The sequence below is a fragment of the Billgrantia lactosivorans genome (assembly GCF_003254665.1).
In the GTDB taxonomy this organism is placed as follows: Bacteria; Pseudomonadota; Gammaproteobacteria; order Pseudomonadales; family Halomonadaceae; genus Halomonas; species Halomonas lactosivorans.
In genome coordinates this window covers 1,090,634-1,115,707 of the sequence record NZ_QHGY01000001.1, presented here as the reverse complement: position 1 = coordinate 1,115,707, position 25,074 = coordinate 1,090,634, and the positions used below count along the sequence as shown (strand labels likewise).

18 protein-coding genes are annotated in these 25,074 nt (G+C 66.9%); 14 read left to right on the top strand and 4 right to left on the bottom strand.

The genetic code is table 11. From position 1 onward, the window contains the following. Positions 1–473: 473 nt before the first annotated feature. Both DIS04_RS04945 and gltA read right to left on the bottom strand, forming a co-directional pair. Positions 474–1,364 (bottom strand): NAD(P)-dependent oxidoreductase, encoded by an 891-nt coding sequence (locus DIS04_RS04945; protein WP_179951215.1) that lies wholly within the window; start codon positions 1,362–1,364, stop codon positions 474–476. A gap of 99 nt (positions 1,365–1,463) precedes the next feature. After that, positions 1,464–2,747: a citrate synthase gene (gltA, locus tag DIS04_RS04940; protein WP_111412567.1), complete on the bottom strand. Its 1,284-nt coding sequence runs from the start codon at positions 2,745–2,747 to the stop codon at positions 1,464–1,466. A 460-nt stretch (positions 2,748–3,207) separates the two neighbouring features. On the opposite strand from gltA, the gene sdhC reads away from it, so the two are divergent. From sdhC to sucD, 9 genes are all read left to right on the top strand, one after another. Beyond that, complete coding sequence (sdhC, locus tag DIS04_RS04935) at positions 3,208–3,585, top strand: succinate dehydrogenase, cytochrome b556 subunit (RefSeq protein WP_218938124.1); 378 nt, start codon at positions 3,208–3,210, stop codon at positions 3,583–3,585. Further along, positions 3,579–3,926, top strand: coding sequence for a succinate dehydrogenase, hydrophobic membrane anchor protein (sdhD, locus tag DIS04_RS04930; protein ID WP_111412564.1), 348 nt, complete (start codon positions 3,579–3,581; stop codon positions 3,924–3,926). The genes sdhC and sdhD overlap by 7 nt, the downstream gene beginning before the upstream one ends. 3 nt (positions 3,927–3,929) lie before the next feature. Next, positions 3,930–5,702 (top strand): succinate dehydrogenase flavoprotein subunit, encoded by a 1,773-nt coding sequence (sdhA, locus tag DIS04_RS04925; protein WP_111412563.1) that lies wholly within the window; start codon positions 3,930–3,932, stop codon positions 5,700–5,702. A gap of 14 nt (positions 5,703–5,716) precedes the next feature. Continuing rightward, complete coding sequence (locus DIS04_RS04920; RefSeq protein ID WP_111412562.1) at positions 5,717–6,421, top strand: succinate dehydrogenase iron-sulfur subunit; 705 nt, start codon at positions 5,717–5,719, stop codon at positions 6,419–6,421. Between the two features lie 254 nt (positions 6,422–6,675). Continuing rightward, a complete protein-coding gene (locus DIS04_RS04915; protein WP_111412561.1) occupies positions 6,676–9,504 on the top strand; it encodes a 2-oxoglutarate dehydrogenase E1 component in 2,829 nt (942 codons plus the stop codon). A gap of 42 nt (positions 9,505–9,546) precedes the next feature. Continuing rightward, positions 9,547–11,109, top strand: coding sequence for a 2-oxoglutarate dehydrogenase complex dihydrolipoyllysine-residue succinyltransferase (gene odhB, locus DIS04_RS04910; RefSeq protein WP_111412560.1), 1,563 nt, complete (start codon positions 9,547–9,549; stop codon positions 11,107–11,109). A gap of 51 nt (positions 11,110–11,160) precedes the next feature. After that, on the top strand, positions 11,161–12,600 hold the full coding sequence (gene lpdA, locus DIS04_RS04905; RefSeq protein WP_111412559.1) for a dihydrolipoyl dehydrogenase: 1,440 nt from the start codon (positions 11,161–11,163) through the stop codon (positions 12,598–12,600). Between the two features lie 156 nt (positions 12,601–12,756). Continuing rightward, on the top strand, positions 12,757–13,923 hold the full coding sequence (sucC, locus tag DIS04_RS04900; RefSeq protein ID WP_111412558.1) for an ADP-forming succinate--CoA ligase subunit beta: 1,167 nt from the start codon (positions 12,757–12,759) through the stop codon (positions 13,921–13,923). Then, a complete protein-coding gene (gene sucD, locus DIS04_RS04895) occupies positions 13,923–14,795 on the top strand; it encodes a succinate--CoA ligase subunit alpha (RefSeq protein ID WP_111412557.1) in 873 nt (290 codons plus the stop codon). The genes sucC and sucD overlap by 1 nt, the downstream gene beginning before the upstream one ends. 72 nt (positions 14,796–14,867) lie before the next feature. Here sucD and DIS04_RS04890 read toward each other — a convergent pair whose 3' ends face one another. Beyond that, positions 14,868–16,724: a cellulose binding domain-containing protein gene (locus DIS04_RS04890; RefSeq protein WP_111412556.1), complete on the bottom strand. Its 1,857-nt coding sequence runs from the start codon at positions 16,722–16,724 to the stop codon at positions 14,868–14,870. A 393-nt stretch (positions 16,725–17,117) separates the two neighbouring features. Between DIS04_RS04890 and DIS04_RS04885 the strand changes: the two genes are divergently transcribed. From DIS04_RS04885 to DIS04_RS04875, 3 genes are all read left to right on the top strand, one after another. Further along, the gene (locus DIS04_RS04885) at positions 17,118–18,875 is read left to right on the top strand and encodes a type I secretion system permease/ATPase (protein WP_111412555.1); all 1,758 of its coding nucleotides are present in this window, start codon (positions 17,118–17,120) and stop codon (positions 18,873–18,875) included. Continuing rightward, positions 18,872–20,179: an HlyD family type I secretion periplasmic adaptor subunit gene (locus DIS04_RS04880; RefSeq protein WP_111412554.1), complete on the top strand. Its 1,308-nt coding sequence runs from the start codon at positions 18,872–18,874 to the stop codon at positions 20,177–20,179. The genes DIS04_RS04885 and DIS04_RS04880 overlap by 4 nt, the downstream gene beginning before the upstream one ends. 83 nt (positions 20,180–20,262) lie before the next feature. Then, entirely contained in the window at positions 20,263–21,150 is an 888-nt protein-coding gene (locus DIS04_RS04875) for an urea carboxylase-associated family protein (protein ID WP_111412553.1), read from the top strand. Between the two features lie 57 nt (positions 21,151–21,207). Here the strand turns inward: DIS04_RS04875 and DIS04_RS04870 are convergent, their stop codons facing one another. Beyond that, complete coding sequence (locus DIS04_RS04870) at positions 21,208–23,148, bottom strand: exoribonuclease II (protein ID WP_111412788.1); 1,941 nt, start codon at positions 23,146–23,148, stop codon at positions 21,208–21,210. 239 nt (positions 23,149–23,387) lie between these two features. Between DIS04_RS04870 and DIS04_RS04865 the strand changes: the two genes are divergently transcribed. Both DIS04_RS04865 and DIS04_RS04860 read left to right on the top strand, forming a co-directional pair. Then, positions 23,388–24,185, top strand: coding sequence for a Cof-type HAD-IIB family hydrolase (locus DIS04_RS04865; protein WP_111412552.1), 798 nt, complete (start codon positions 23,388–23,390; stop codon positions 24,183–24,185). A 120-nt stretch (positions 24,186–24,305) separates the two neighbouring features. Continuing rightward, positions 24,306–25,028, top strand: coding sequence for a response regulator (locus DIS04_RS04860; protein ID WP_111412787.1), 723 nt, complete (start codon positions 24,306–24,308; stop codon positions 25,026–25,028). Positions 25,029–25,074 lie beyond the last annotated feature (46 nt).

Here is a 25,074-nt window from a genome sequence, read left to right as displayed (position 1 = left end):
CTGTATCTCTTTTGCGACACCCGAGCCGTCTCGGGTGATGCTGCCGCGCGCATCGTCCGCGGCAGGCTCCCGCTACGTGAAAAGTCCATTGAAGCGCCTATTTTTACTGCGTTTTGGGCTTGACTTGTCCACTTGTGCAGTGTCTCGACCATGCTCCTGTGCGTCATCCGCCGAAACGGCCGCTTTTCAGTGTGCATTCGCAAAAAACCTTGTAGTTCAATAAGTTAAGATTGATCAAAAAGTGATCAATCTAACGCCAACCCCCTTCTCATGCCGATTTGATGCCGTTTTCTTGCGGTTGTGAACAGGGTTATCCACAGAATGTGTGGAAAACGTTCAGGGCGCTCGAGAGCCGGGATTCGCTCCGTGTAAAGTGTGGGCTGTCAAGAGCGTGCTGGTACTTTTCTGGTACTTTTCGCTGAGGGGGTGTCGCGGTTAGGGGACACCCCTCGGCGTGCCGGCTCCGTGAGCCGCTAGTCGCGCCCGAGCGCACGCAGGCGGCGCAGCAGGGAGGAGGTGTCCCAGCGGCCCCCGCCCATCACCTGGACATCGCCGTAGAACTGGTCGACGAGCGCGGTGACGGGCAGGCGGGCCTGGAGGCGGCGCGCCTGCTCGAGGCAGATGCCCAGGTCCTTGCGCATCCAGTTGACGGCGAAGCCGTGCTCGTACTCGTCGGCGATCATGGTCTTGTGGCGGTTCTCCATCTGCCACGAGCCGGCGGCTCCCTTGGAGATGACGTCGACCACGCGCTGCGGGTCGAGGCCGGCCTGTTCGGCGAAGTGCAGGCCCTCGGCCAGGCCCTGGACCAGCCCGGCGATGCAGATCTGGTTGACCATCTTGGTCAACTGGCCGCTGCCGGCCGGTCCCATCAGGCTGACGGCGCGGGCATAGTGGGCCAGCACGGGCTCGGTGCGCTCGAAATCGGCCTGTTCGCCACCGCACATGATCGTCAGGGCGCCATTCTCGGCGCCCTGCTGGCCGCCCGAGACCGGGGCGTCGACGAAGCCGATGTCGCGTTCGCGGCAGGCCGCATCGAGCTGTTCGGCGAGGTCGGCCGAGGCGGTGGTATGGTCGACCAGCAGGCTGCCGGCGCGCATGGCCGAGAGGGCGCCCCGTTCGCCCAGCGTGACCTGCCGGACGTCGTCGTCGTTGCCCACGCAGACCAGCACCAGGTCGGCGCCGCGGGCGGCCTCCTCGGGCGTGTCATGGTGACTGCCGCCGTACTCGGCGACCCACGCCTTGGCCTTGGCGGCGGTGCGGTTGTAGACGCGCACCTCGCGCCCGGCCCGGGCCAGGTGGCCGGCCATGGGGTAGCCCATCACGCCCAGGCCGATGAAGGCGACGGTGGAAATGCTCTGGCTCATCGGAGACTCCTCCTGTCATGCTGACGAAAAGCGGAGAGCCGCCCGGGGGGGCGGCTCTCTGCGAGGGGTGGCGCTGCGGCAGGGCCGCGGCCTGCCGGATCACTTGGCAGGATAGTCGCGCTGCGCGTGGCCGGTATAGAGCTGGCGCGGGCGACCGATCTTGTAGTCGTCGCTGAGCATCTCGTGCCAGTGGGAGATCCAGCCGATGGTGCGCGACACGGCGAAGATCACCGTGAACATGTTGGTCGGGATGCCCATCGCCTTGAGGATGATGCCGGAGTAGAAGTCGACGTTGGGGTAGAGCTTGCGCTCGACGAAGTACTCGTCCTCCAGGGCGATCTGCTCCAGGCGCTTGGCGATCTTGAGCTGCGGGTCGTCGATGCCCAGCTCGGCCAGCACCTCGTCGCAGGTCTCCTTCATCACCTTGGCGCGGGGGTCGAAGTTGCGATAGACGCGGTGGCCGAAGCCCATCAGCTTGAACGGGTCGTCCTTGTCCTTGGCCTTGTCGATGAAGCGCTGGATGTTCTCTTCGGAGTCGTCGCCGATCTCGTCGAGCATCTTCAGCACCGCCTCGTTGGCGCCGCCGTGGGCCGGACCCCATAGCGCGGCGATGCCGGCGCTGATGCAGGCGAAGGGGTTGGCGCCGGTGGAGCCCGCCAGGCGCACCGTGGAGGTCGAGGCGTTCTGCTCGTGGTCCGCGTGGAGCATGAAGATGCGGTCCATGGCCTTGGCGTAGACCGGGTTGACCTTGTACTCCTCGCACGGGTTGCTGAACATCATGTAGAGGAAGTTCTCTGCATAGCTCAGGTCGTTGCGCGGGTAGTTGAACGGCTGGCCGACGTTGTACTTGTAGGACATCGCGGCGATGGTCGGCATCTTGGCGATCAGGCGGATCGCGCTGATGACGCGGTCTTCCTCGACGGTGATGTCAAGGTGGTCGTGGTAGAAGGCCGCCAGGCCGCCGACCACGCCGCACAGGATCGACATCGGGTGGGCATCGCGGCGGAAGCCCTTGAAGAAGTTGTTGATCTGGTCGTGGACCATGGTGTGGTTGCGGACCCGCGACTCGAAGTCGGCATACTGCGCGTCGGTGGGCAGCTCGCCGAACAGCAGCATGTAGCACAGCTCGACGAAGTTGGACTCCTTGGCCAGCTGGTCGATCGGATAGCCGCGGTGCAGCAGCACGCCCTTGGCGCCATCGATGTAGGTGATCGCCGACTGGCAGGAGGAGGTCGCCATGAAGCCGGGGTCGTAGGTGAACAGGCCTTCGGCACCGAGGCCGCGAACATCGACCACGTCAGGGCCCAGGGTACCTGAGTAGACCGGCAATTCGATCGTCTTGTCCAGGCCGTCTACCGTCAGTGTCGCTTTCCTGTCAGCCATTCTGGCCTCCTCTCGAAGTCGAATAGAACGTTAACTCATTCTTTCGCAAACCCTGTTGAAGCGCTGGCCCGCGAAAAAGGTTCGCCCACTATAGAAGCGTTCCCGGGATTGTCAATTGGGCCAAAGAGACCTGCTACTTATGCAAAGTCTTTTGTTTTGTATAATATCTGGCTGAAAAATGGTGCTCTGCACCACCGGGAGGCCTCGCCGGCGGCCGGCCTGCCGTCAGCAGCCCGCGCGGCGGTCGTCATGCGCGCGCCGGCAGGCTTGTACCATGGTCGAGTCGGGGCGGCGGGCATTTGTCACTAGGGATTCATGTCCCTATAATCCACTCCGCGCGACTGGCAGGTACTCGTTGTCATGCCCGTCCGGCAGCGGCGAGCCCCCTACCTCAAACCACCGCCCGCTCGAGCCTGGTCCCATCGGATGTAGAGCGAGCCAAGAGAGTGTGTATAGAGCCGTGAATAGCAAACGACCCGTCAACCTAGATCTCACCACGATCCACTTCCCGCTTCCCGCCTTGACGTCGATCGCCCACCGCATCACCGGCGTAATCCTGTTCGTTGGTCTCGTCTTCGCCTTCTGGGCCCTCGACAAGTCGCTGTCTTCCCCCGCGGGGTTTGCGGCCGTCAAGGATGCCCTGGCCAACAATATCCTGGCGAAGCTGATCGCCTGGGGCCTGCTGTCGGCCCTGGCCTTTCACTTCGTGGCTGGCATCAAGCATATGCTGATGGATGCCGGTTATGGCGTGACCCTTGAAGGGGGCGTCAAGAAGGCACAGGCCACCGTGGTCCTGAGTGCCGTCCTGATCATTCTGGCGGGAGTCTGGGTATGGTAACCAACATCACCAATCTGGGTCGCAGCGGCCTCTCCGACTGGCTGATCCAGCGGGTCTCGGCCATCATCCTGGCGCTCTATACGGTCTTCATCGTCGCGTACCTGCTGTTCAATCCCGGGCTCGACTACGTCACCTGGAGCCAGCTCTTTGCCCAGACCTGGATGCGCATCTTCTCCCTGCTGGCCTTCATCTCTCTCGCCGCGCACGCCTGGATCGGCCTGTGGACCGTGACCACCGACTACCTCAAGTCCACGCCCGTGCGCCTCGGTGCCCAGGTCGTCATCATCCTGGCCGTGTTCGTGTTTCTGGTCTGGGGCATTACCGTTCTGTGGGGAGCCTGATTCATGTCTAACATGCGTACCTTGTCCTACGACGCCATCATCATCGGCGGTGGCGGTTCCGGCCTGCGCGCCGCGCTCGAGCTGGCCAAGTCCGGCAAGAAGACCGCCGTGCTGTCCAAGGTCTTCCCGACCCGCTCGCACACCGTGTCCGCCCAGGGCGGAATCACCTGCGCCATCGCCTCGGCCGACCCCAACGACGACTGGCGCTGGCACATGTACGACACCGTCAAGGGCGGCGACTACATCACCGACCAGGACGCCGCCGAGTACATGTGCTCCGAGGGCCCCAAGGCGGTCTTCGAGCTCGAGCACATGGGCCTGCCGTTCTCGCGCTTCGACAACGGCCGCATCTACCAGCGTCCGTTCGGCGGCCAGTCGAAGAACTTCGGCGAAGGCGGTCAGGCGGCGCGGACCTGCGCGGCGGCCGACCGTACCGGCCATGCCCTGTTGCACACGCTTTACCAGAACAACCTGAAGAACAACACCACCTTCCTCAACGAGTGGTTCGCGGTCGATCTGGTCAAGAACGCCAATGGCGACGTGGTGGGCTGCATCGCCATGTGCATCGAGACCGGCGAAGTCGTGCACGTCAAGTCCAAGGCCACCGTCATGGCCACCGGCGGTGCGGGTCGCATCTACGCCTCCACCACCAACGCCCTGATCAATACCGGCGACGGCATCGGCATGGCGCTGCGCGCCGGCTTCCCGATGCAGGACATGGAGATGTGGCAGTTCCACCCCACCGGCATCTACGGTGCCGGCGTGCTGGTCACCGAGGGCTGCCGCGGCGAGGGCGGCTACCTGGTCAACAAGGACGGCGAGCGCTTCATGGAGCGCTACGCGCCCAACGCCAAGGACCTCGCCGGCCGCGACGTGGTGGCGCGCTCCATGGTCATGGAGATCCTCGAGGGCCGCGGCTGCGGCGAGAAGGGCGACCACGTCTTCCTCAAGCTCGACCACCTGGGCGAGGAGGTGCTCAACAAGCGCCTGCCCGGCATCAGCGAACTGTCGAAGATCTTCGCCCACGTCGACCCGACCAATGCGCCGATTCCGGTGGTGCCGACCTGCCACTACATGATGGGCGGGATTCCGACCAACGTGCACGGCCAGGCGATCATGCAGGACGCCGACGGCAACGACCGCATCGTGGGCGGCCTGTTCGCCTGCGGCGAGGCGGCCTGCGTCTCGGTGCACGGCGCCAACCGCCTGGGCGGCAACTCGCTGCTCGACCTGGTGGTGTTCGGCCGCGCCGCCGGGATGTTCATCGAGGGCGCGCTCAACGAGGGCATCGACTACCTCGACGCCTCCGAGTCCGACATCGAGGCGGCGATGAAGCGCATGACCCGCTGGAACGAATCCACCGGCGGCGAGTCCGTGGCGGCGCTCAAGACCGAGCTGCAGGGCATCATGCAGAACGCCTTCGGCGTGTTCCGCCAGGAGGATCACATGCAGGAGGGGGTCAAGAAACTGGCCGACCTGCGTGGTCGCATCGCCGAGGCGCACCTGGTCGACAAGTCCGGCGCCTTCAACACCGCCCGCGTCGAGGCGCTCGAGCTCGACAACCTGATGGAAGTGGCCGAGGCCACCGCCATCGCGGCGCTGGAGCGCAAGGAGAGCCGTGGTGCCCATTCGCGCTACGACTACCCGGACCGCGACGACGCCAACTGGCTGAAGCACTCCATGTACTTCCCGGCCGAGAAGCGGGTCGGCAAGCGCGACGTCAACTTCAAGCCGAAGACCGTCGACACCTTCGAGCCGAAAGTCCGTACCTATTAAGGGGGAGTCACGAGATGCTTCAGGTATCCATCTACCGCTACAACCCGGAAACCGACTCCGCACCCTACATGCAGGAGTACCAGCTCGACACCCAGGGCCGCGACCTGATGGTGCTCAACGTGCTGGAGATGCTCAAGGCCGAGGACACCACCCTGGCCTTCCGCCGCAGCTGCCGCGAGGGCGTGTGCGGCTCCGACGGCATGAACATGAACGGCAAGAACGGCCTTGCCTGCATCACCTCGCTGTCCGACGTGGTCAAGGACAACAAGCTGGTGCTGCGCCCGCTGCCGGGCCTGCCGGTGGTGCGCGACCTGGTGGTCGACATGGGGCTGTTCTACAAGCAGTACGAGCGCATCCAGCCGTACCTGCAGAACGACACCCCGGCGCCGGCCATCGAACGCCTGCAGTCGCCGGAGGACCGCGACAAGCTCGACGGCCTCTACGAGTGCATCCTGTGCGCCTGCTGTTCGACCTCCTGCCCGTCGTTCTGGTGGAACCCGGACAAGTTCGTCGGCCCGGCCGGCCTGCTGCAGTCCTACCGCTTCCTGGCGGACTCGCGCGATACCGCGACCCGCGAGCGCCTGGCCGAGCTGGAGGATCCGTTCAGCGTGTTCCGCTGCCGCGGCATCATGAACTGCGTCGCGGTCTGCCCCAAGGGGCTCAACCCCACGCGGGCGATCGGCAAGATCCGCGACATGCTGCTGGCGAATGCCACTTAAATCGTGGCGCGTAGCTTGCTATCATACTGGCCGCAGTTCGACCGCGACGTCGTGTCGCGGTCGGCTCGCCGACGACAAGCAAGAGAGCCGGTGCCAGAGGTACCGGCTCTTGAGCATGAATTGCAAGGATTCCGGCCTCGCGGCCGGAGCCGCCGGGATAGAGAAGACGCCCCTCCGGCAGGGCACCAGCCAAGCCGTCGCGGCTGGCCCGCAACGGCGCCGACAACACCCCATCAGTGTAGGGTGACCGAGAGATGCAACAAGGCATAATGGAGTTGATGTGGAACAGCTCCCACGTGAGCGGCAGCAACGTTCACTATGTGGAAGCGCTCTACGAGCAATACCTCGCCGACCCAGGTTCCGTGCCCGACGAATGGCGGAGCTACTTCGATCAGCTGCCGAGCGTCGATGGCAGCGCCACCCATGACGTCCCCTTGAGCACCGTGCGCGATCAGTTCCAGCAATTGGCACGCGCGCGTCGGGTCACCGCGGCCGCCGCCGACAGCGGCGAGAGCAAGAAGCAGGTCAAGGTGTTGCAGCTGATCAACGCCTACCGCTTCCGAGGTCACCAGAAGGCCGACATCGACCCGCTCAAGCTGCGCAGCCAGGCCCCCATTCCCGACCTCGACCTCTCCTTCCACCAGCTTTCACCGGCCGATCTGGACACCGAGTTCCAGACCGGCTCTTTCTTTCTGGGGATGGACAAGGCGCCGCTGCGCGAGATCGTCGAGGCGCTGGAGCAGACCTACTGTCGCTCGATCGGCTGCGAGATCATGCACATCGTCGATACCGAGGAGAAGCGCTGGCTGCAGCAGCGCTTCGAGTCGGTACGCTCGGCACCCAAGTACAGCGCCGAGGTGCGCAAGCACCTGCTGGAGCGCCTGACCGCCGCGGAGGGCCTCGAGAACTACCTGGCCTCCAAGTACCCCGGCACCAAGCGCTTCGGTCTCGAGGGCGGCGAGGCGTTCATTCCCATGATGGACGAGCTGATCCAGCGTGGCGGCGGCTACGGGGTCAAGGAAGTCGTCATCGGCATGGCCCACCGCGGCCGCCTCAACCTGCTGGTCAACATCCTCGGCAAGAACCCCTCCGAGCTGATCGACGAGTTCGACGGCAAGAAGCTGATCGAGCGTGGCTCCGGCGACGTCAAGTACCACCAGGGCTTCAGCTCCAACGTGATGACGCCGGGCGGCGAGGTGCACCTGGCGCTGGCTTTCAACCCCTCCCACCTGGAGATCGTCTCGCCGGTGGTGGAGGGCTCGGTGCGTGCCCGCCAGGATCGCCGCGACGACTTCGAGGGCACCAAGGTCCTGCCGATCAACGTGCATGGCGATGCGGCCTTCGCCGGGCAGGGCGTGGTCATGGAGACCTTCCAGATGTCCCAGACCCGTGCCTACAAGACCGGCGGCACGCTGCACATCGTCATCAACAACCAGGTCGGCTTCACCACCTCGCACCCGCAGGACACGCGTTCCACCGAGTACTGCACCGACATCGCCAAGATGGTCCAGGCGCCGATCTTCCACGTCAACGGTGACGATCCCGATGCGGTGCTGCACGCCACCCAGGTGGCGCTGGACTACCGTCAGCAGTTCCGCAAGGACGTGGTCATCGACCTGGTGTGTTACCGCCGCCGTGGCCACAACGAGGCCGACGAGCCGTCCGGCACTCAGCCAATGATGTACCAGAAGATCAAGGAGCATCCTTCAGCGCGGACGCTTTACGCGCAGCGCCTGGTGGAGCAGGGCGTGCTGTCCGAAGACGAGGCCCAGGCGATGATCGAGACCTATCGCGAGGACCTGATGGCGGGCAACCATGTGGCCAACGCCCTGGTCCAGGAGCCCAACACCTCGCTGTTCGTCGACTGGAAGCCCTACCTCGGCCACGAGTGGAGCGGTTACGCCGAGACCGGCGTCGAGATGAAGCGCCTGCAGCGGCTCGCCGCGCGCATGTGCGAGATCCCCGACGGCGTCGAGGTGCAGCGTCAGGTGGCCAAGATCTACGAGGACCGGCGCAAGATGCAGGCCGGCGGCCTGGGCCTGAACTGGGGCTTCGCCGAGACCCTGGCCTACGCCACGCTGCTCGACGAGGGGCATCCGGTGCGCATCACCGGCCAGGACGTGGGCCGCGGCACCTTCTCCCACCGCCATGCGGTGGTGCACAACCAGAAGGACGGCTCGACCTACGTGCCGCTGCAGCACCTGGCCGACGGTCAGCCGCGCTTCACCATCCACGACTCCTTCCTCTCCGAGGAGGCGGTACTGGCGTTCGAGTACGGCTACGCCACCACCGCCCCCAACGACCTGGTGATCTGGGAGGCGCAGTTCGGCGACTTCTTCAACGGCGCCCAGGTGGTGGTCGACCAGTTCATCTCCTCCGGCGAGACCAAGTGGGGCCGGCTGTGCGGGCTGACCATGCTGCTGCCCCACGGTTACGAGGGGCAGGGCCCGGAGCACTCGTCCGCGCGTCTCGAGCGCTTCCTGCAGATGTGCGCCGAGCACAACATGCAGGTCTGCGTGCCGACCACCCCGGCGCAGATCTTCCATCTGCTGCGGCGCCAGGTGATTCGCCCGCTGCGCAAGCCGCTGGTGGTGATGTCGCCGAAGAGCCTGCTGCGCCACAAGGAGGCGACCTCGAGCCTCGACGATCTGGCCAACGGCCATTTCCACATGGTGCTGCCGGACCAGGGCGATCTCGCGGCCCAGCGTGTCAAGCGGGTCATCATGTGTGCCGGCAAGGTCTACTACGACCTGGCGGCCTGGCGTGCGGAGAACGAGATCGACGATACCGCCATCGTGCGCGTCGAGCAGCTCTACCCCTTCCCCAAGGAGGAGCTGTTCGAGGCGCTGAAGGAGTACGTCAACCTCGAGAGCATGGTCTGGTGTCAGGAGGAGCCGCTCAACCAGGGCGCCTGGTACTCGAGCCAGCACCACATGCGGGCGGTGGCCGAGATGCTCAAGAGCGGCCTGGGCGGCGAGCTCAAGTTCGCCGGTCGCCCGGCGTCGGCGGCACCCGCGGCGGGCTACATGTCCGTCCACACCGAACAGCAGCGCCAGCTGGTGGAAGACGCCTTCAGCGTCTGAGCGACACCACCGGGACGAGAGAGAACATACAAGGGAAACGACATGGCTACCGAGATCAAAGCGCCCACCTTTCCGGAATCCGTTGCCGAAGGCAGCGTGGCCGCCTGGCACAAGAAGCCGGGGGATAGCGTCGAGCGCGATGAGCTGATCGTCGAGATCGAAACGGACAAGGTGGTGCTCGAAGTGGTGGCGCCCGAGGCCGGCACCCTCTCCGAGGTGCTGGTGGAGGAGGGCGACACCGTGCAGTCCGAGCAGGTGCTGGGCAAGATCGGTGAGGGCGCTGCCAAGGGTTCCGACAAGGGTGGCGAGCAGAAGCGCGAGAAGGCCGAGGACAAGGCCGAGTCGAACAGCGCAGCCACGGCCGCCCCGGCCGGCGGCGGCAAGTCCCACGAGGTGAAGGCGCCGACCTTCCCCGAGTCGATCCAGGAAGGCACCGTGGCCACCTGGCACAAGAAGGTCGGCGAGGCGGTCAAGCGCGACGACGTGCTGGCCGACATCGAGACCGACAAGGTGGTGCTCGAGGTGGTCGCGCCGGCCGATGGCGCCATCGCCGAGATCAAGGCCGAAGAGGGCAGCCAGGTCGAGTCCGAGGCGGTGCTGGCGATCTTCACCGAAGGTGCGGGTGGCGCAGGCAGCCCCGCCGAGTCCAGCGGCGACCGGGACGAGGCCGGCGCTGCCGTCGGTGCCGACGAGAAGATCGGCGACAAGATCCTCGCCCCGGCCGCGCGCAAGCTGGTCGCCGAGCACGACCTTGACGTCGGCAAGATCGAGGGCACCGGCAAGGGCGGCCGCATCCTCAAGGAGGACGTGCAGCGCGCCGTGCAGGCCGGCACGGCCAAGAAGAGCGCGGCGCCGGCCGCCGCTCCCAAGCCGTCCGGCGCCGCGGCACCGGCCTTCGAGGGCGAGCGTCCCGAGAAGCGCGTGCCGATGAGCCGGCTGCGCCAGACCATTGCCAAGCGCCTGGTCCAGGCCCAGCAGACCGCCGCCATGCTCACCACCTACAACGAGGTGGACATGGGCGCGGTGATGGAGCTGCGCGCGCAGTACAAGGACACTTTCCTGAAGGCCCACGACGTCAAGCTCGGCTTCATGGGCTTCTTCGTCAAGGCGGCCTCCGAGGCGCTCAAGCGCTTCCCCGACGTCAATGCCTCCATCGACGGCAGCGACATCGTCTACCACGGCTATCAGGACATCGGCGTGGCGGTTTCCACCGATCGCGGCCTGGTGGTGCCGGTGCTGCGCGACACCGACAGCATGAAGATCGCCGACGTCGAGAAGGGCATCGTCGACTTCGGCAAGCGTGCGCGCGACGGCAAGCTCGGCATCGACGAGATGCAGGGCGGCACCTTCACCATCACCAACGGCGGGATCTTCGGCTCGCTGATGTCGACCCCGATCCTCAACCCGCCGCAGACCGCCATCCTCGGCATGCACAAGATCCAGGAGCGACCCATGGCCGTCAACGGCAAGGTCGAGATCCGCCCGATGATGTACCTGGCCCTGTCATACGACCACCGTATGATCGACGGCAAGGATGCGGTGCAGTTCCTGGTCACCATCAAGGAGCTGCTCGAGGATCCGGCGCGCCTGTTGCTGGACATCTGACGGCGCCCGAATCAACGGACTCAAACGCGAACCGATCAACAGGAAAAGCACATGGCCGACAAATTTGATGTGATCGTCATCGGTGCGGGCCCCGGGGGCTACGTGGCCGCCATCCGCGCCGCCCAGCTGGGGCTGAAGACCGCCTGCGTCGAGAAGTGGGTCAACAAGGAAGGCAAGACCGTGCACGGCGGCACCTGCCTGAACGTGGGCTGCATACCCTCCAAGGCGCTGCTCGAGACCTCCCACAAGTTCGTCGAGGCGCGCGATCACTTCGCCGAGATCGGCATCGACCTGGAAGCGCCCAAGCCCAACGTGGCCAAGATGCTGGAGTTCAAGGACTCCGTCATCGCCAAGAACGTCGGCGGCATCAGCGCCCTGTTCAAGGCCAACGGCGTGACGGCCATCGACGGCACCGGCAAGGTGACCGGCTCCAAGCAGGTTGAGGTCACCGGCCACGACGGCGGCAAGACCACCTATGAGGCCGACAACATCGTCATCGCCGCGGGCTCGGTACCGGTGGAGATCCCGCCGACCCCGCTGCACGAGGACATCGTCGTCACCTCCACCGGCGCCCTGGAGTTCACCGAGGTGCCGGGGCGCCTGGGCGTGATCGGCGCCGGCGTCATCGGCCTGGAGCTGGGCAGCGTGTGGAGCCGCCTGGGCTCGGAGGTCGTCGTGCTCGAGGCCATGGACACCTTCCTGCCGATGGTCGACAAGGACGTGGCCAAGGAGACCCAGAAGCTGCTCAAGAAGCAGGGCCTGGACATCAAGCTCGGCGCCCGCGTCACCGGCTCCGAGGTCAAGGGCAACGAGGTGCTGGTCAAGTACAGCGACGGCAGCGGCGACCAGGAGCAGACCTTCGACAAGCTGATCGTCTGCGTCGGCCGCCGCCCCTACACCCAGGGCGTGGTTGCCGAGGGCGTCGGCGTGGGCCTGGACGAGCGCGGCTTCATCCATGTCGACGACCAGTGCCGCACCAGCGTGCCGGGCATCTACGCCATCGGCGACTGCGTGCGCGGTCCGATGCTGGCGCACAAGGCCTCCGAGGAGGGCGTGATGGTGGCCGACATCATCGCCGGCCACAAGGCCGAGATGAACTACGATGCCATTCCCAGCGTGATCTACACCTCGCCGGAAGTGGCCTGGGTCGGCATGAACGAGCAGGAGGCCAAGGCCAAGGGCATCGAGGTCAAGACCGGCTCCTTCCCGTTTTCGGCCAACGGCCGGGCGCTGGCCAACAACGCCCCCGAGGGCATGGCCAAGATCATCGCCGACGCCGAGACCGATCGCATCCTGGGCATGCACATCGTCAGCCAGCACGCCGGCGAGCTGATCGCCCAGGGCGTGATCGCCATGGAGTTCGGCTCCAGCGCCGAGGACCTGGCCCTGACCTGCTACGCGCACCCGAGCACCTCCGAAGCCATTCATGAAGCGGCCCTGGCGGTGGACGGCCACGCCATCCACATGGCCAACCGCAAGAAGCGCAAGTAAGCGAGTTCGCCAAGAGGGACAACAAGCGCCATCCGGCGGATGGCGCGTCGCGCCCGGCGACGTACCGGGTGCGGACGGGGGTGACCCGACAACGACCGTCGCAGGCGGTGTTTCGCGGTTACCGTTCGAGTCACATGCAACCAATGGCATGAATCGATGAACCTTCACGAGTATCAAGGCAAGCAGCTGTTTGCTGATTATGGTCTGCCGGTGTCCAAGGGCTTCGCGGTCGATACCCCCGAGGAAGCGGCGGAAGCCTGCAGGAAGATCGGCGGCGAGATGTGGGTGGTCAAGGCCCAGGTTCACGCCGGCGGCCGCGGCAAGGCCGGCGGTGTCAAGCTGATCAAGAGCCCGGAGGAGGCCAAGGCCTTCGCCGAGCAGTGGCTGGGCAAGAACCTGGTGACCTACCAGACCGATGCCAACGGTCAGCCGGTCGCCAAGATCCTGGTCGAGAACTGCACCGACATCGCCAGCGAGCTCTACCTGGGTGCGGTGGTCGACCGCACCACGCGCCGCGTGGTGTTCATGGCCTCCACCGAGGGTGGCGTCGAGATCGAGAAGGTCGCCGAGGAAACCCCCGAGAAGATCCTCAAGGCCGAGATCGACCCGCTGGTCGGCGCCCAGCCATACCAGGCGCGCGAGCTGGCCTTCGCCCTGGGCCTGAAGGGCGACCAGGTCAAGCAGTTCACCAAGATCTTCCTCGGCCTGTCGCGCCTGTTCCACGAGAAGGACCTGGCGCTGCTCGAGATCAATCCGCTGGTGATCACCGACGAAGGCAACCTGCACTGCCTCGACGCCAAGATCAACCTGGACAGCAACGCCCTCTATCGTCACCCCGACCTGCAGGCGATGCGCGATCCCTCCCAGGAGGACGAGCGCGAGGCGGAAGCGGCCGCCTGGGACCTCAACTACGTGGCCCTCGACGGCAACATCGGCTGCATGGTCAACGGCGCCGGCCTGGCGATGGGCACCATGGACATCGTCAACCTCAACGGCGGCAAGCCGGCCAACTTCCTCGACGTCGGCGGCGGTGCGACCAAGGAGCGGGTGGCCGAGGCGTTCAAGCTGATCCTCTCCGACACCAACGTCAAGGCGGTGCTGGTCAACATCTTCGGCGGCATCGTGCGCTGCGACATGATCGCCGAGGGTATCATCGGGGCGGTCGAGCAGGTCGGCGTCAACGTGCCGGTGGTGGTGCGTCTCGAGGGTAACAACGCCGAGCTGGGCGCCGAGAAGCTGGCGTCAAGCGGACTGAACATCATCGCTGCCACGAGCCTCACCGATGCGGCTCAGCAGGTCGTCAAGGCAGCGGAGGGCAAGTAATGAGCATCCTGATCGACAAGAACACCAAGGTCATCTGCCAGGGCTTCACCGGCGGGCAGGGGACCTTCCACTCCGAGCAGGCGATCGCCTACGGCACCAAGATGGTCGGCGGCGTGACCCCGGGCAAGGGCGGCCAGGAGCACCTGGGCCTGCCGGTGTTCAACACCGTCAAGGAAGCGGTCGAGAAGACCGGCGCCGAAGCCAGCGTGATCTACGTCCCGGCGGCCTTCTGCAAGGACTCGATCCTCGAGGCCGCCAACGCCGGGATCAAGCTGATCGTGTGCATCACCGAGGGCATCCCCACGCTCGACATGCTCGACGTCAAGGTCAAGTGCGACGAACTGGGCGTGCGCCTGATCGGCCCGAACTGCCCCGGCGTGATCACCCCGGGGGAATGCAAGATCGGCATCATGCCAGGCCACATCCACCGCCCCGGCCGCGTCGGCATCGTGTCGCGCTCCGGCACCCTGACCTACGAGGCGGTCAAGCAGACCACCGATCACGGCTTCGGCCAGTCCACCTGCGTGGGCATCGGCGGCGACCCGATCCCGGGCTCCAACTTCATCGACATCCTCGAGATGTTCGAGAAGGACCCGGCGACCGAGGCGATCGTGATGATCGGTGAGATCGGCGGCACCGCCGAGGAAGAGGCGGCGGCCTACATCAAGGCCAACGTGACCAAGCCGGTGGTCTCCTACATCGCCGGCGTCACCGCGCCTCCGGGCAAGCGCATGGGCCATGCCGGTGCCATCATCTCCGGCGGCAAGGGTACCGCCGACGAGAAGTTCGCCGCGCTGGAAGACGCCGGCGTGCGTACCGTCCGCTCCCTGGCCCAGATCGGCGACGCACTCAAGGACGTCACCGGCTGGTAAGCCGCCAGGCGAGCCGTCAGACGCACAGGGCGCCCCTCGGGGCGCCCTTTCTCTTTGCCTGGATGACGCCGCTCAGCCGAGCAGGCCGAGGTCGCTGCCATCGTGCAGGCCGAGCAGGGCGACCTGCTGGCCGTCCGTGGCGCTGATGGCGTCGAGAGAGGCCTCGTCGCCATCGGCGCGGTAGGCGAAGCGCCAGGCCTCGCCGGAATCGAGTTCGCCGGGATTGTCATCACGCACCAGGTAGGTGTCGCCGTCGCGGCTCAGTTCGCCGTTCCACAGGGTGTCGATGGTGTCGTCGGTGGCCAGGCGCAGCTCGGGCGTCGCGAGGGGCGCATCGGTAAGGTTCTCGACGAAGATCTCGGCGACGTAGCCGTCGTCCCAGCGCCGTGTCGTGCTGCCTGTCACCAGCAGCTCGGCGCCGTCGTCCACCAGGCCGGCGGGGATGGCATTGCCAGCGAGTATCTCCTCGGCATCGGGTACGTCGAGGGTATCGGCCTGGAAGGTGCCACGGGAGGCGGTGTGCAGCACGGTGCCGTCGGCGAAGCTGACCAGCTCGATTTCCTCGAGCGTGTCGGTGGCTCCCTTGTCGCTGTGGATGTTGACCCGGTCGCCGTCGAAGTCGAAGCGGTAGGCATCGATCGGGCGGGCGTAGCGTACCGTGTCCATGCCTTCGCCGCCGACCAGGCGGTCGTCGCCGTCGTACCAGTCGTCGCCGGGCCCCCCCTCCAGCAGGTCGTGGCCGGCGCCGCCGGTCAGCGTGTCGTGGCCCAGCCCGCCGTTGAGGTAGACGCCGTCGTCGCTGCCCTGCAGGACATCGCTGCGACGCGAGCCCAGCACGTAGTCGAAGCGGACTTGGTTGGCGTCGGCATCGGTGATGGCGCCGAAGCTCTCGCCGCCGGCATTGACCCACAGCGTGGGGGAGAGCTCGTCGGAATCGGCGTTGCGGATGGCCTGCGCCACCCTGACCTCGTTGTCATGGTCGCGTCCGCCGTGAAAGTTGATGTCGCGGTCGGTGAAATCGACCTCGATCTCGTTGCCGACGGAGGAGCGCCAGGAGGCGAACAGCACCCCATGGCGCATGCCGCTGTCCTCGAGATGGCTGAAGCTGCCGTCATAGCTCTCCTTCAGCTCGAAGCCGTAGCCGTTGCCGCCGCTGCCCTTGTTGAAGGCACCTTCGGCACGCAGCGAATCGGCCTCGAGATCCAGCGAGCGGGCGACATGGAAGGCCGTCGAAGGACCGTTCACGACCGCGACATCCTCCAGCCGCGCATCGGTGGTGCCATCCAGCCGAACGGCCTGGTAGCCTGTCAGGTGGCTGCGGGCATTGGAGAACGCCGAGGCGTCGGGCGTTCCCAGTTCGAAGTCGACGCTGAAACCTTCGAGCGCGGCATCGTCGACGGAAGTGAGGCGTTCGAGCTTGGCCTGGCCGCCGGTGAAGTCGAAATGGGCGCCGCGATCGAGGGTGATGGCGTCGCCGCTCACGGCGTCGACCCTTGCCATGCTGGTACGTAGCTCGGCGTTGGCCTGCTTGCGCCAGGAGGTGTCGCCGATCTCGTCGAGGAAGGCGGTGTCGTTGTCCTCCCAGATGCGCACCGTGTCGCCCCGCTCAAGGCCATGCCCGGCGTCCAGCGTCAGGCGGCGCTCGCCCGCACCGAGGTCCGCGGCGAGCGTCCCTTGCGTCTCGCCCCAGGTCTCGCTGTCGACGGAGATGGCGTAGTCGTTGTCCGCCAGGGCGGCGTCGCTGAAGGTCAGCGTGGTGGCATCGGCCCCGGCGCCCTTGAGAGTGATGTCGGAGCGCTGGATGCGCAGGGCCTGGTCGAATCGGTAGCCGCCTGATTCCAGCAGCAGGGTCGACTCGCTGGGGGCGCTGTCGATCAGTTCCTGGAGCTCTCGGGCCGATGTTCCACGGGCGACATCGATGGTCGGCATGCTGGTTTCTCCTGGTGAGCCATGTTCGGGCCCCGTGGCCTTGGCCGGTCGGGGCCTTGCGGGCGTGCGGCAAGGTGAGTCACCCCACGCTTCGCTGCGCATCCTAACGAGCCGGGAGAGGGTGACAAGAGCGCTCGGTCGATGTTCGAATGTAAGTGGGAGGGGTTTTTACATTTATTCGGGGGATCGCAGGTGGCGATTCCGGTATTTAATTGAAACGTTGGGTGTTTTCTTGATTAGGTCGAGTTAGGTTTATTTGTGGCTTACTTTTTATCTCATTAATACACAAAAATACTAATAAGTTAGCCGATAGCCCCGGGTGGGTTTGTTAGTGTGCCGTCCGCGAGCAGCGAGACGGCCTGCGTTGTCCCTTCATGTCGATCAGTGAGCGTCATGCCTCCAAGAACTCAAAGCGACTTCCAGCAAGCGCTGGGCCGTTGCCGGCCCGCCCTGCTATGGGTGGCGGGCTTCAGCCTGTTCATCAACCTGCTGATGCTGACTCCGGCGCTCTACATGCTGCAGGTCTACGACCGCGTCATCACCAGCGGCAGCAGGGAAACCCTGCTCATGCTGACCCTGGTGGCATTCTTCCTGCTGGCGGTGATGACCGGGCTGGAGCTGGTGCGCTCCCGCCTGCTGGTAAGGGTGGGCAACCAACTCGATACGCTGATCAGCCGTCGCCTCTATCGCGCCATGTTCGCGCGTGGCCTGGCGTCGCCGGGTGAAGGCCGCGGCCAACCCCTCGACGACCTGCGCACGGTACGTCAGTTCGTCTCGGGCCAGGGCCTGTTCGCCTTCTTCGACGCCCCCTGGGTGCCTCTCTACCTGGCCATCCTCTTCGTGTTCAACGTCTGGTTCGGTGTCTTCGCCACCGTCGCCGGCCTGCTGCTGCTGGGGCTGGCGATCCTCAACGAGAAGGCCTCCAAGCGCCTGCTGGCGGAAGCCGGGCATGAGCACATCCAGGCCCAGGCCCAGGCCGGCAGCAACCTGCGCAACGCCGAGGTCCTGCATGCCATGGGCATGCTGCCGGCGATCATGCGGCGCTGGGAGGCGCGGCACGTGGCGGCGCTGGTCAAGCAGTCCCAGGCCAGCGATCGCAGTAGCGGTCTGAGCAATCTGTCCAAGGGGCTGCGCATCCTGGCGCAGTCGCTGATCCTCGGGCTGGGGGCGCTGCTGGTGCTGGAGGCGAGCATCACGCCGGGCATGATGATCGCCGCCTCGATCATCATGGGGCGGGCGCTGGCTCCCATCGACCAGATGATCGCCAGCTGGAAGAGCTTCGTCGGCTGCCGCGATGCCTATGGCCGGCTCGACGCGCTGTTCCGGGACATGCCGGAGGAGACACGGCGCCTGACGCTGCCCGAGCCGCGCGGCGACGTCTCGGTGGAGGGCTTGACCCTGGCCCCCCCGGGGGCCACGGGCGCGGTGTTGCACGGCATCGATTTCCGGGTCGCGAGCGGCGAGCATGTCGGCATCATCGGGCCGAGCGCCGCGGGCAAGACCACCCTGGCCCGCGCCCTGCTCGGCATCTGGCCGCCCGAGGCTGGGGCGGTGCGGCTCGACGCTGCCGACCTGAGGCACTGGAACCGGGACGAGCTGGGTCCCCATGTGGGGTACCTGCCCCAGGACATCGAGCTCTTCGACGGCACGATCAGCGAGAACATCGCCCGCTTCGGCGAGGCCGACGATGCGCGGGTCGTGGCCGCGGCGAAGAAGGCCGGCGTGCACGAGATGATCCTGCGCCTGCCCGAGGGCTACGAGACCCGCATCGGGGCCACCGGCGGAGCGCTGTCGCGCGGTCAGCGCCAGCGGGTCGGCCTGGCGCGGGCCCTCTACGGTAGCCCCGTGCTCGTCGTGCTCGACGAACCCAACGCCAACCTCGACGATGCCGGCGAACGGGCGCTGGCCGAGGCGCTACGCCAGCTCAAGGCGGAGGGGACCACGCTGTTCGTGATCAGTCACCGGCGCAGCGTGCTGGCCGACGTCGACAAGCTGCTGGTGCTGGGCGAGGGGCGGCTTCGTCTGCTGGGGCCGCGCGAGGAGGTCATGGCGCGTCTCGCGGCGCCGGGACGCCGGCCGCCGGAGGCCGGCAGGGTATCGCGACCGCCGCGATCTCACGAGGGGCTGGCGGCAGGAGTCAGTGGCCAATGAAGACATACGACACCACGGCGTTACCCATCGATGGGCGTCGCTACCGCCAGCTGGGGCTGCTCATCCTGCTGGTCGCCTTCGGCGGCTTCGGCGGCTGGGCGCTGGCCGCCAACCTGGCGATCGCCGTCGTGGCGCCGGGCAAGGTCTCGGTCGCTTCGTACAAGAAGACGGTGCAGCATTACGAGGGCGGTATCGTCCAGGAGATCCGCGTGGCCGACGGCGACCAGGTCGACGCCGGCGACGTGCTGGTGGTGCTCGACAACACCCGCGCCGCGTCGCAGCTGCAGCTGGCGCGAACGCAGTACCTGATCAACCGGGCCAGCGAAGTGCGCCTGACTGCCGAGCTCGCCGAGGAGGCGAGCGTGACGTTTCCCGAGGAGCTGCTCGAGAGCGACTCCCAGCGCGTCAACGAGGTGCTGGCGGTGCAGCATGGCCTGTTCTTCTCGCGCCGGCAGTCGCTGCAGAGCACCCTGGAAACCCTCGACCAGCAGACCCGCCAGTACGAGGAGCAGCGCGAGGGCCTCGAATCCCTGGTGGAGTACAACCGCCAGCAGATCGCCTCACTGCGCGAAGAGGCGAGCGACCTGCGTGGCCTGTTCGAACGCGGCCACGGCGATCGGCAGCGACTGCGTGAGCTGGAGCGCGACATTCTCGAGCTCGAAGGGGAAACCGCACAGCAACAATCCGTCATCGCCCGGATCGAGGCGCAGATCAGCGAGAACTCGCTACAGCAGCAGATCCGCCGGCAGGAGTTCCAGGCGGAGGCCGGCGAGCAGCTGCGCGAGGTGCAGGAGCGTATCTCCGATGCCGAGGAGCGGATCACGGCGCTGTCCGATGAGGTGCGCCGTACCACGGTGACCGCGCCGGTGGCGGGAACGGTGGTCGGCCTGGAGCTGCACACGCTCGGCGCGGTGGTCGGCGCCGGCGATCCGATTCTCGATATCGTGCCCAACGACGAGGGCTTCGTGGTCGAGGCGCGGGTGCCGGTCAGCGATGTCGACAGCCTCTACGCGGGGCAGCCGGCGGAAATTCGCTTCAGCGCCTTCAACCAGGGGCTCACCCACGCCGTCGCCGGTGAGGTGATCCACGTCTCGGCCGACAGCTTCGAGGACGAGAGCACCGGGCGCGACTACTACCGGGCCCGGGTGCGGGTCACCGGGGAGGGGCGCGAGGAGATGACCTCGGACATGCGACTGCTCGCGGGCATGCCGGCCGAGGTCATGATCCACACCGGCGAGCGCACTTTCGCCAGCTACCTGATCAAGCCGATCGGCGACGTGCTGGCACGGGCCATGCGCGACTAGTCCCATCGAGCGTTGAGGGCGACGGCGAGCGCACGGGGCAGCATGGGTTACGCTGGAGGGAAAGCACGCGAAGGAGGCCTCCCATGCCCCAGGTACCTGCCGCCTACCAGGCGACACGAGGGTCCGTTCTCGATGTCGACCGAAGTTTCTATGCGCGACTGACCGAGCCCACGGCGAGGACGCGCGTCGACTCGCTGGTGGTACCGATTCGCCAGGGGAGGGCGTGGACGGTGCCGGCGGGGCATGTGATGCGTCTCTCCACGCTGGAGGGCCCCCAGGTCGGCGACCTCAACCTGTGGCACCTGCACAATCCTCGCGAGCGCTTCTGGGCCTCGCGCACCCGCCAGCTGCAGCGCGCTCATGTCTCCACCTACGACCGCCTGTGGTCGACGCTGCCCTACCTGCGCCCGATGACGACGATCATCGCCGACACCCTGGCGAGCTATGGCGTCGATGGCAGCGGCGTCGACGAGCAGGGAGGACGTATCCACGACCTGCTGGGGACCCGCTGCGACCCCTACGTCAATCGCCTGCTCACCGGCGAGGACTTCGATCACCACTGCCACTCCAACCTGGTGCGCGCGGTGCTGCCGCACGGCCTCACCGAGTTCGACGTCCACGACGTGCTCAACGTCTTCCAGTGCACGGGGCTCAACGACGCCGACCAGTACTTCATGAAGGCGTGCCCGGCGCGGGAGGGCGATTATCTCGAGCTGTTCGCCGAGATCGATCTGCTCTGCGCGCTGTCGTGCTGCCCCGGGGGAGACCTGTCGCAGGAACTCTGGGGGCCGAACGCGGGAGACCCGCTGCTGACCTGCCATCCCATCGGCGTCGAGGTGTTCCGTCTGGATGAGGCGCTGCTGGCGGGGTGGCGGCCGCCCGAGCCGTCGCCCTATGCCGGCGGTCACGGCCTCGCGGGGCCGACCATCGACTGGGCGGCCGAGAAGCGGAGGCGTCAGGGGCAGGGGTGACCGCGCCGATACCGCCCGGAGCCGTTGGCGGGGCGATGTCGGCGCGCGGCGGCGGGCTCACTCGCTTGGGCGTGCCACCAGCGAGCGGGTTTCCTCGCGCGCCTCGACCAGCTCGACGCGGATGCGGTCGCCGAGCTTGTAGCGCTCCTCACCCTCGATCTGGATACGGCCTTCCTTGTCGTCGATCACCACCTTGTCGCGGTCGCTGTGCAACATCGGCGCCGGGACGAAGGCGGTAGCGCCGTTGGCGACGAGGCGCACGCGCATGCCGCCGCGGCTGATGCCGAAGATCTCCGCCTCGAAGGCCTGCTGGGCCTTGGCCGCCGGCGTCAGGTAGCGCACATAGAGCCAGTCCTTGACGTCGCGCTCGGCCATGCGGTTGAGCCGGCGGCGCTCGGTGAGCTGCTCGGTCAGGGCCAGGGTCGCCTCGGCCGGGGCCTGCTCGCCCTTTAGCACGCGCTTGATCAGGCGGTGGTTGACCATGTCGCCGTACTTGCGGATCGGCGAGGTCCAGGTGGCGTAGGCGGCCAGGCCCAGGCCGAAGTGCGGACCGGGGCGGGCGGACATGCTGGTGAAGCCCTGGAAACGGCGTAGGCGGGCGTCGAGCCAGGCGTCGTCGCGGCTCTCGAGCGCCCGCTTGAGCTCCTTATAGCGCGGCAGCTCGGAGAGCGCCTCCAGCTCGACCTCGATCTGCTGGGCGGTGAGAAACTCGTGGGCCGCCTCGGTCTTCTCCGGGTCGAAGGCGCGATGCACGTTGAAGATGCCGTGTCCGACGTGCTCGGCGAGCAGGTGGGCGCAGCAGGCGTTGGCCGCGATCATCGACTCCTCGATCATGCGGTTGGCGATGCGCCGCTCCTCGATGCGAACGTCCAGCACGTTGCCCGCCGGGTCGAGGTCGAAGACGTAGTCGGGGCGGTCCCTGAACACCAGCGCATGCTCGGTGCGCCAGGCCGCGCGGGCCTCGGTCATGTCGCGCAGCGCGCGCAGCTGGTCGGCGACCTCTTCGGCGGGGGCCCACTCGCCCTGGCCCTCGAGCCAGTCGGAGACGCGATCGTAGACCAGCCTGGCCCGGGAGCGCAGGGTGGCGGCGAAGAAGCGGTAGTCGCCGAGGCTGCCGTCGGCCTCCACCTGCAGGGTGCAGGCCAGCACCGGGCGCTCCTCGCCCTCGCGCAGCGAGCACAGGTCGTCGGCGAGCTGCTCGGGCAGCATGGTGACGTTCTGCCCCGGCAGGTAGACGGTGAAGGCGCGGGTGCGTGCCTCCAGGTCGGCGGCATGGCCCTCCTCGACGTAGGCGGTGGGGTCGGCGATGGCCACCGTCAGTCGCCAGCCGCCGTTCTCGTGTGGCTCGATGCGCAGCGCATCGTCCATGTCGCGGGTCTTCTCGCCGTCGATGGTGAAGAACGGCTCGGCGGTGAGGTCCTGGCGGTCGAGCCCCTCGTCGCGCAGCGGCCAGTCGTCGCCGGCGTCGGGGCACTCCTGCTCCAGGGCATGGCGAGCCAGCGTCACCCGCCATGGCACGGCGGGGTCGTCGGCCTTGGCCACCAGTTCGTCGATCTGGGTGAAGAAGGCGCGGTCGTCGGGCTTGAGCGGGTGGCGCACCAGGCGCGCCACGACCCAGTCGCCATCGCCGATGCTCGCCTCGTCGAGGCTGTTCTTGATGCGCGCCTTGAGCGCATTCTTGATCGACGGGTGATCGGGCACCACGGCCAGGCGCCCCTCGCGCTTCTGCACCCGGGCGATGAAGCGGTCGAGGCCCGCCGCGACGAGGGTGTCGGGCTCGACGGAGATCTTGTCGCCATTCTCATGGATCGCGGCCTGGACGCGATCGCCGTGCAGCACCTGCTTCATGGCGGGCGGCGGCACGAAATAGGACTTGCCGTCGTCGGTCTCGAGGAAGCCGAAGCCCTTGTCGGTGGCCTTGATCACCCCCTCGGCGCGGGGAGTGGTCTGACGAATCTGTTGCTTGAGCTGGGCGAGCAGCGGGTTGTTCTGCAGCATGGTCACGAACGTGTGGCGGGGTAGGACGGCCACTATACGGATTCCCGCCGCCGTCGCCAAACGTTGCCGCCATGACCGCGAAGAACCAGCAGGTTGGCGGAGACGGGCGGCCGCGCCGGAGGCGTGCCCGGCACGGCGGCAAGGCTCCCTGCGGTCGAAGCGGGGTCGGGCGAGTGCCCCTGTGCAAACGGCCGCAGGCTGCGTTAGCCTCTATCGGGTACTCGATGCTATGGACGCCCATGACACCGCACCTGATCGTCTCCGACCTCGACGGCACCCTGCTGGACGCCAACCACGACCTGCACCCCGAGACCATCGAGACCCTGCGCCTGCTGGCCGAGCGCGGTCACCACCTGGCCTTCGCCTCGGGGCGCCATTTTCGCGACATGCTCGCCTTCCGCGACCGCCTGGGCGTGCCGATCCACGTCATCAGCACCAACGGCGCCTACCTGCACGGCCCCGACGGCGAGCTGCTGGCATCGCGCCACCTCGAGGCCGAACAGGCCCGCGACCTGATCGAACTGCAGCGCCACGACAGCGTACGCCTCAACCTCTATCGCGAGGACGAATGGCTGATCGACGCGCCCGAGCCGCGTCTGCTGGCCTACCACGCCCATACCGGCTTCGGCTATCGCGTGGTCGAATCGGCGAGCCTCGACGGGGAGGGCGTCGGCAAGGTGCTCTACATCGGCGAGCCGGAGCGGCTGGCGGGGCTCGAGGCCACCATCCGCGTGCGCCACGGCGAGCGCCTGCACGTCACCTATTCGACCGTCAACTCGCTCGAGATCATGGCCGGAGGCGTCAACAAGGGCACGGCGCTCGAGGCGCTGCTCGCCATGCTCGGGCTCGACAGCCGGCAGTGCCTGGCCTTCGGCGACAACCTCAACGACACCGAGATGCTCAGCCTCGCCGGCGAGGCCCACGTGATGGCCAATGCCCACCCCGAACTGGCCCGGCGGGTGCCCGTGGCGCGCCTCATCGGCCACCATGCCGAGTCGGCCGTGGCCAGGCACCTGCGGGAGCGTTTCTCCCTCTAGCGAGCTGCGACGTTGGTCTAGGCCCCCTTGCCGCGCCGGTCGTGCTTGCCCATCATCGAAGCCGAACAACGACAACGACCCACGGCGCTGCCCAAGCAGCTCCCCTGCCATCGGATGACGATGACCACAACGCCCGCCACCCTGATCGTGGTCGACGACGACCCCGAGATCCGCGAACTGCTGGTCGATTACCTCGGGCGCCACGGCTACCGCGCCCTGGCCGCCGAGGATGCCGAGGCGCTGCATCGCCTGATGACGAGCGCAGCCCCCGACCTGCTCATCGTCGACATCATGCTGCCCGGCGACGACGGCTTCACCATCTGCCGCGACATCCGCCGCGCCAGCGACGTGCCGATCATCATGCTCACCGCCAGCGCCGACGAGACCGACCGCATCCTCGGCCTCGAGCTGGGCGCCGACGACTACCTGGGCAAGCCGTTCAACCCGCGCGAGCTGCTGGCGCGGATCAAGGCAGTGCTGCGCCGCGCGCGGGGAGGCGGGGTCGCCGATCCGGCACGGGCACGGCTGGTGGCCTTCGGCCCCTGGCGTCTCGACCGCATGACCCGCGAGCTGATCGACGAGCGGGAGGCGCGCACGCCGCTCTCGGGCGCCGATTTCCAGCTGCTGCAGGTGTTCCTCGAACACCCCGAGCAGGTGCTCTCGCGCGAGGCGCTCTATGAGCTGACCCGCGGCCGCCCCTCGCCGCCGCTGGACCGCTCCATCGACGTGCACGTCTGCCGGCTGCGCCAGCGCCTGGGCGAGGATACCCACTACCATCAGCTGATCCGCACCGTGCGCGGGGCCGGCTACGTGTTCACCGCCCGGGTCGAAGCGCTGACGTGAACGAGGCGCCTTGCGTCTGCTGGCGCCGGCGTCTGGCGCGGTTCCT

Coding starts and splice junctions, on each gene's coding strand:
- DIS04_RS04915 (WP_111412561.1), top strand. CDS start 6,676: ATGCAACAAGGCATAATGGAGTTGATGTGGAACAGCTCCCACGTGAGC.
- DIS04_RS04890 (WP_111412556.1), bottom strand. CDS start 16,724: ATGCCGACCATCGATGTCGCCCGTGGAACATCGGCCCGAGAGCTCCAG.
- sucD (WP_111412557.1), top strand. CDS start 13,923: ATGAGCATCCTGATCGACAAGAACACCAAGGTCATCTGCCAGGGCTTC.
- odhB (WP_111412560.1), top strand. CDS start 9,547: ATGGCTACCGAGATCAAAGCGCCCACCTTTCCGGAATCCGTTGCCGAA.
- DIS04_RS04865 (WP_111412552.1), top strand. CDS start 23,388: ATGACACCGCACCTGATCGTCTCCGACCTCGACGGCACCCTGCTGGAC.
- DIS04_RS04885 (WP_111412555.1), top strand. CDS start 17,118: ATGCCTCCAAGAACTCAAAGCGACTTCCAGCAAGCGCTGGGCCGTTGC.
- sucC (WP_111412558.1), top strand. CDS start 12,757: ATGAACCTTCACGAGTATCAAGGCAAGCAGCTGTTTGCTGATTATGGT.
- DIS04_RS04875 (WP_111412553.1), top strand. CDS start 20,263: ATGCCCCAGGTACCTGCCGCCTACCAGGCGACACGAGGGTCCGTTCTC.
- sdhA (WP_111412563.1), top strand. CDS start 3,930: ATGTCTAACATGCGTACCTTGTCCTACGACGCCATCATCATCGGCGGT.
- DIS04_RS04920 (WP_111412562.1), top strand. CDS start 5,717: ATGCTTCAGGTATCCATCTACCGCTACAACCCGGAAACCGACTCCGCA.
- lpdA (WP_111412559.1), top strand. CDS start 11,161: ATGGCCGACAAATTTGATGTGATCGTCATCGGTGCGGGCCCCGGGGGC.
- gltA (WP_111412567.1), bottom strand. CDS start 2,747: ATGGCTGACAGGAAAGCGACACTGACGGTAGACGGCCTGGACAAGACG.
- sdhD (WP_111412564.1), top strand. CDS start 3,579: ATGGTAACCAACATCACCAATCTGGGTCGCAGCGGCCTCTCCGACTGG.
- DIS04_RS04870 (WP_111412788.1), bottom strand. CDS start 23,148: ATGCTGCAGAACAACCCGCTGCTCGCCCAGCTCAAGCAACAGATTCGT.
- DIS04_RS04945 (WP_179951215.1), bottom strand. CDS start 1,364: ATGAGCCAGAGCATTTCCACCGTCGCCTTCATCGGCCTGGGCGTGATG.
- DIS04_RS04860 (WP_111412787.1), top strand. CDS start 24,306: ATGACCACAACGCCCGCCACCCTGATCGTGGTCGACGACGACCCCGAG.
- DIS04_RS04880 (WP_111412554.1), top strand. CDS start 18,872: ATGAAGACATACGACACCACGGCGTTACCCATCGATGGGCGTCGCTAC.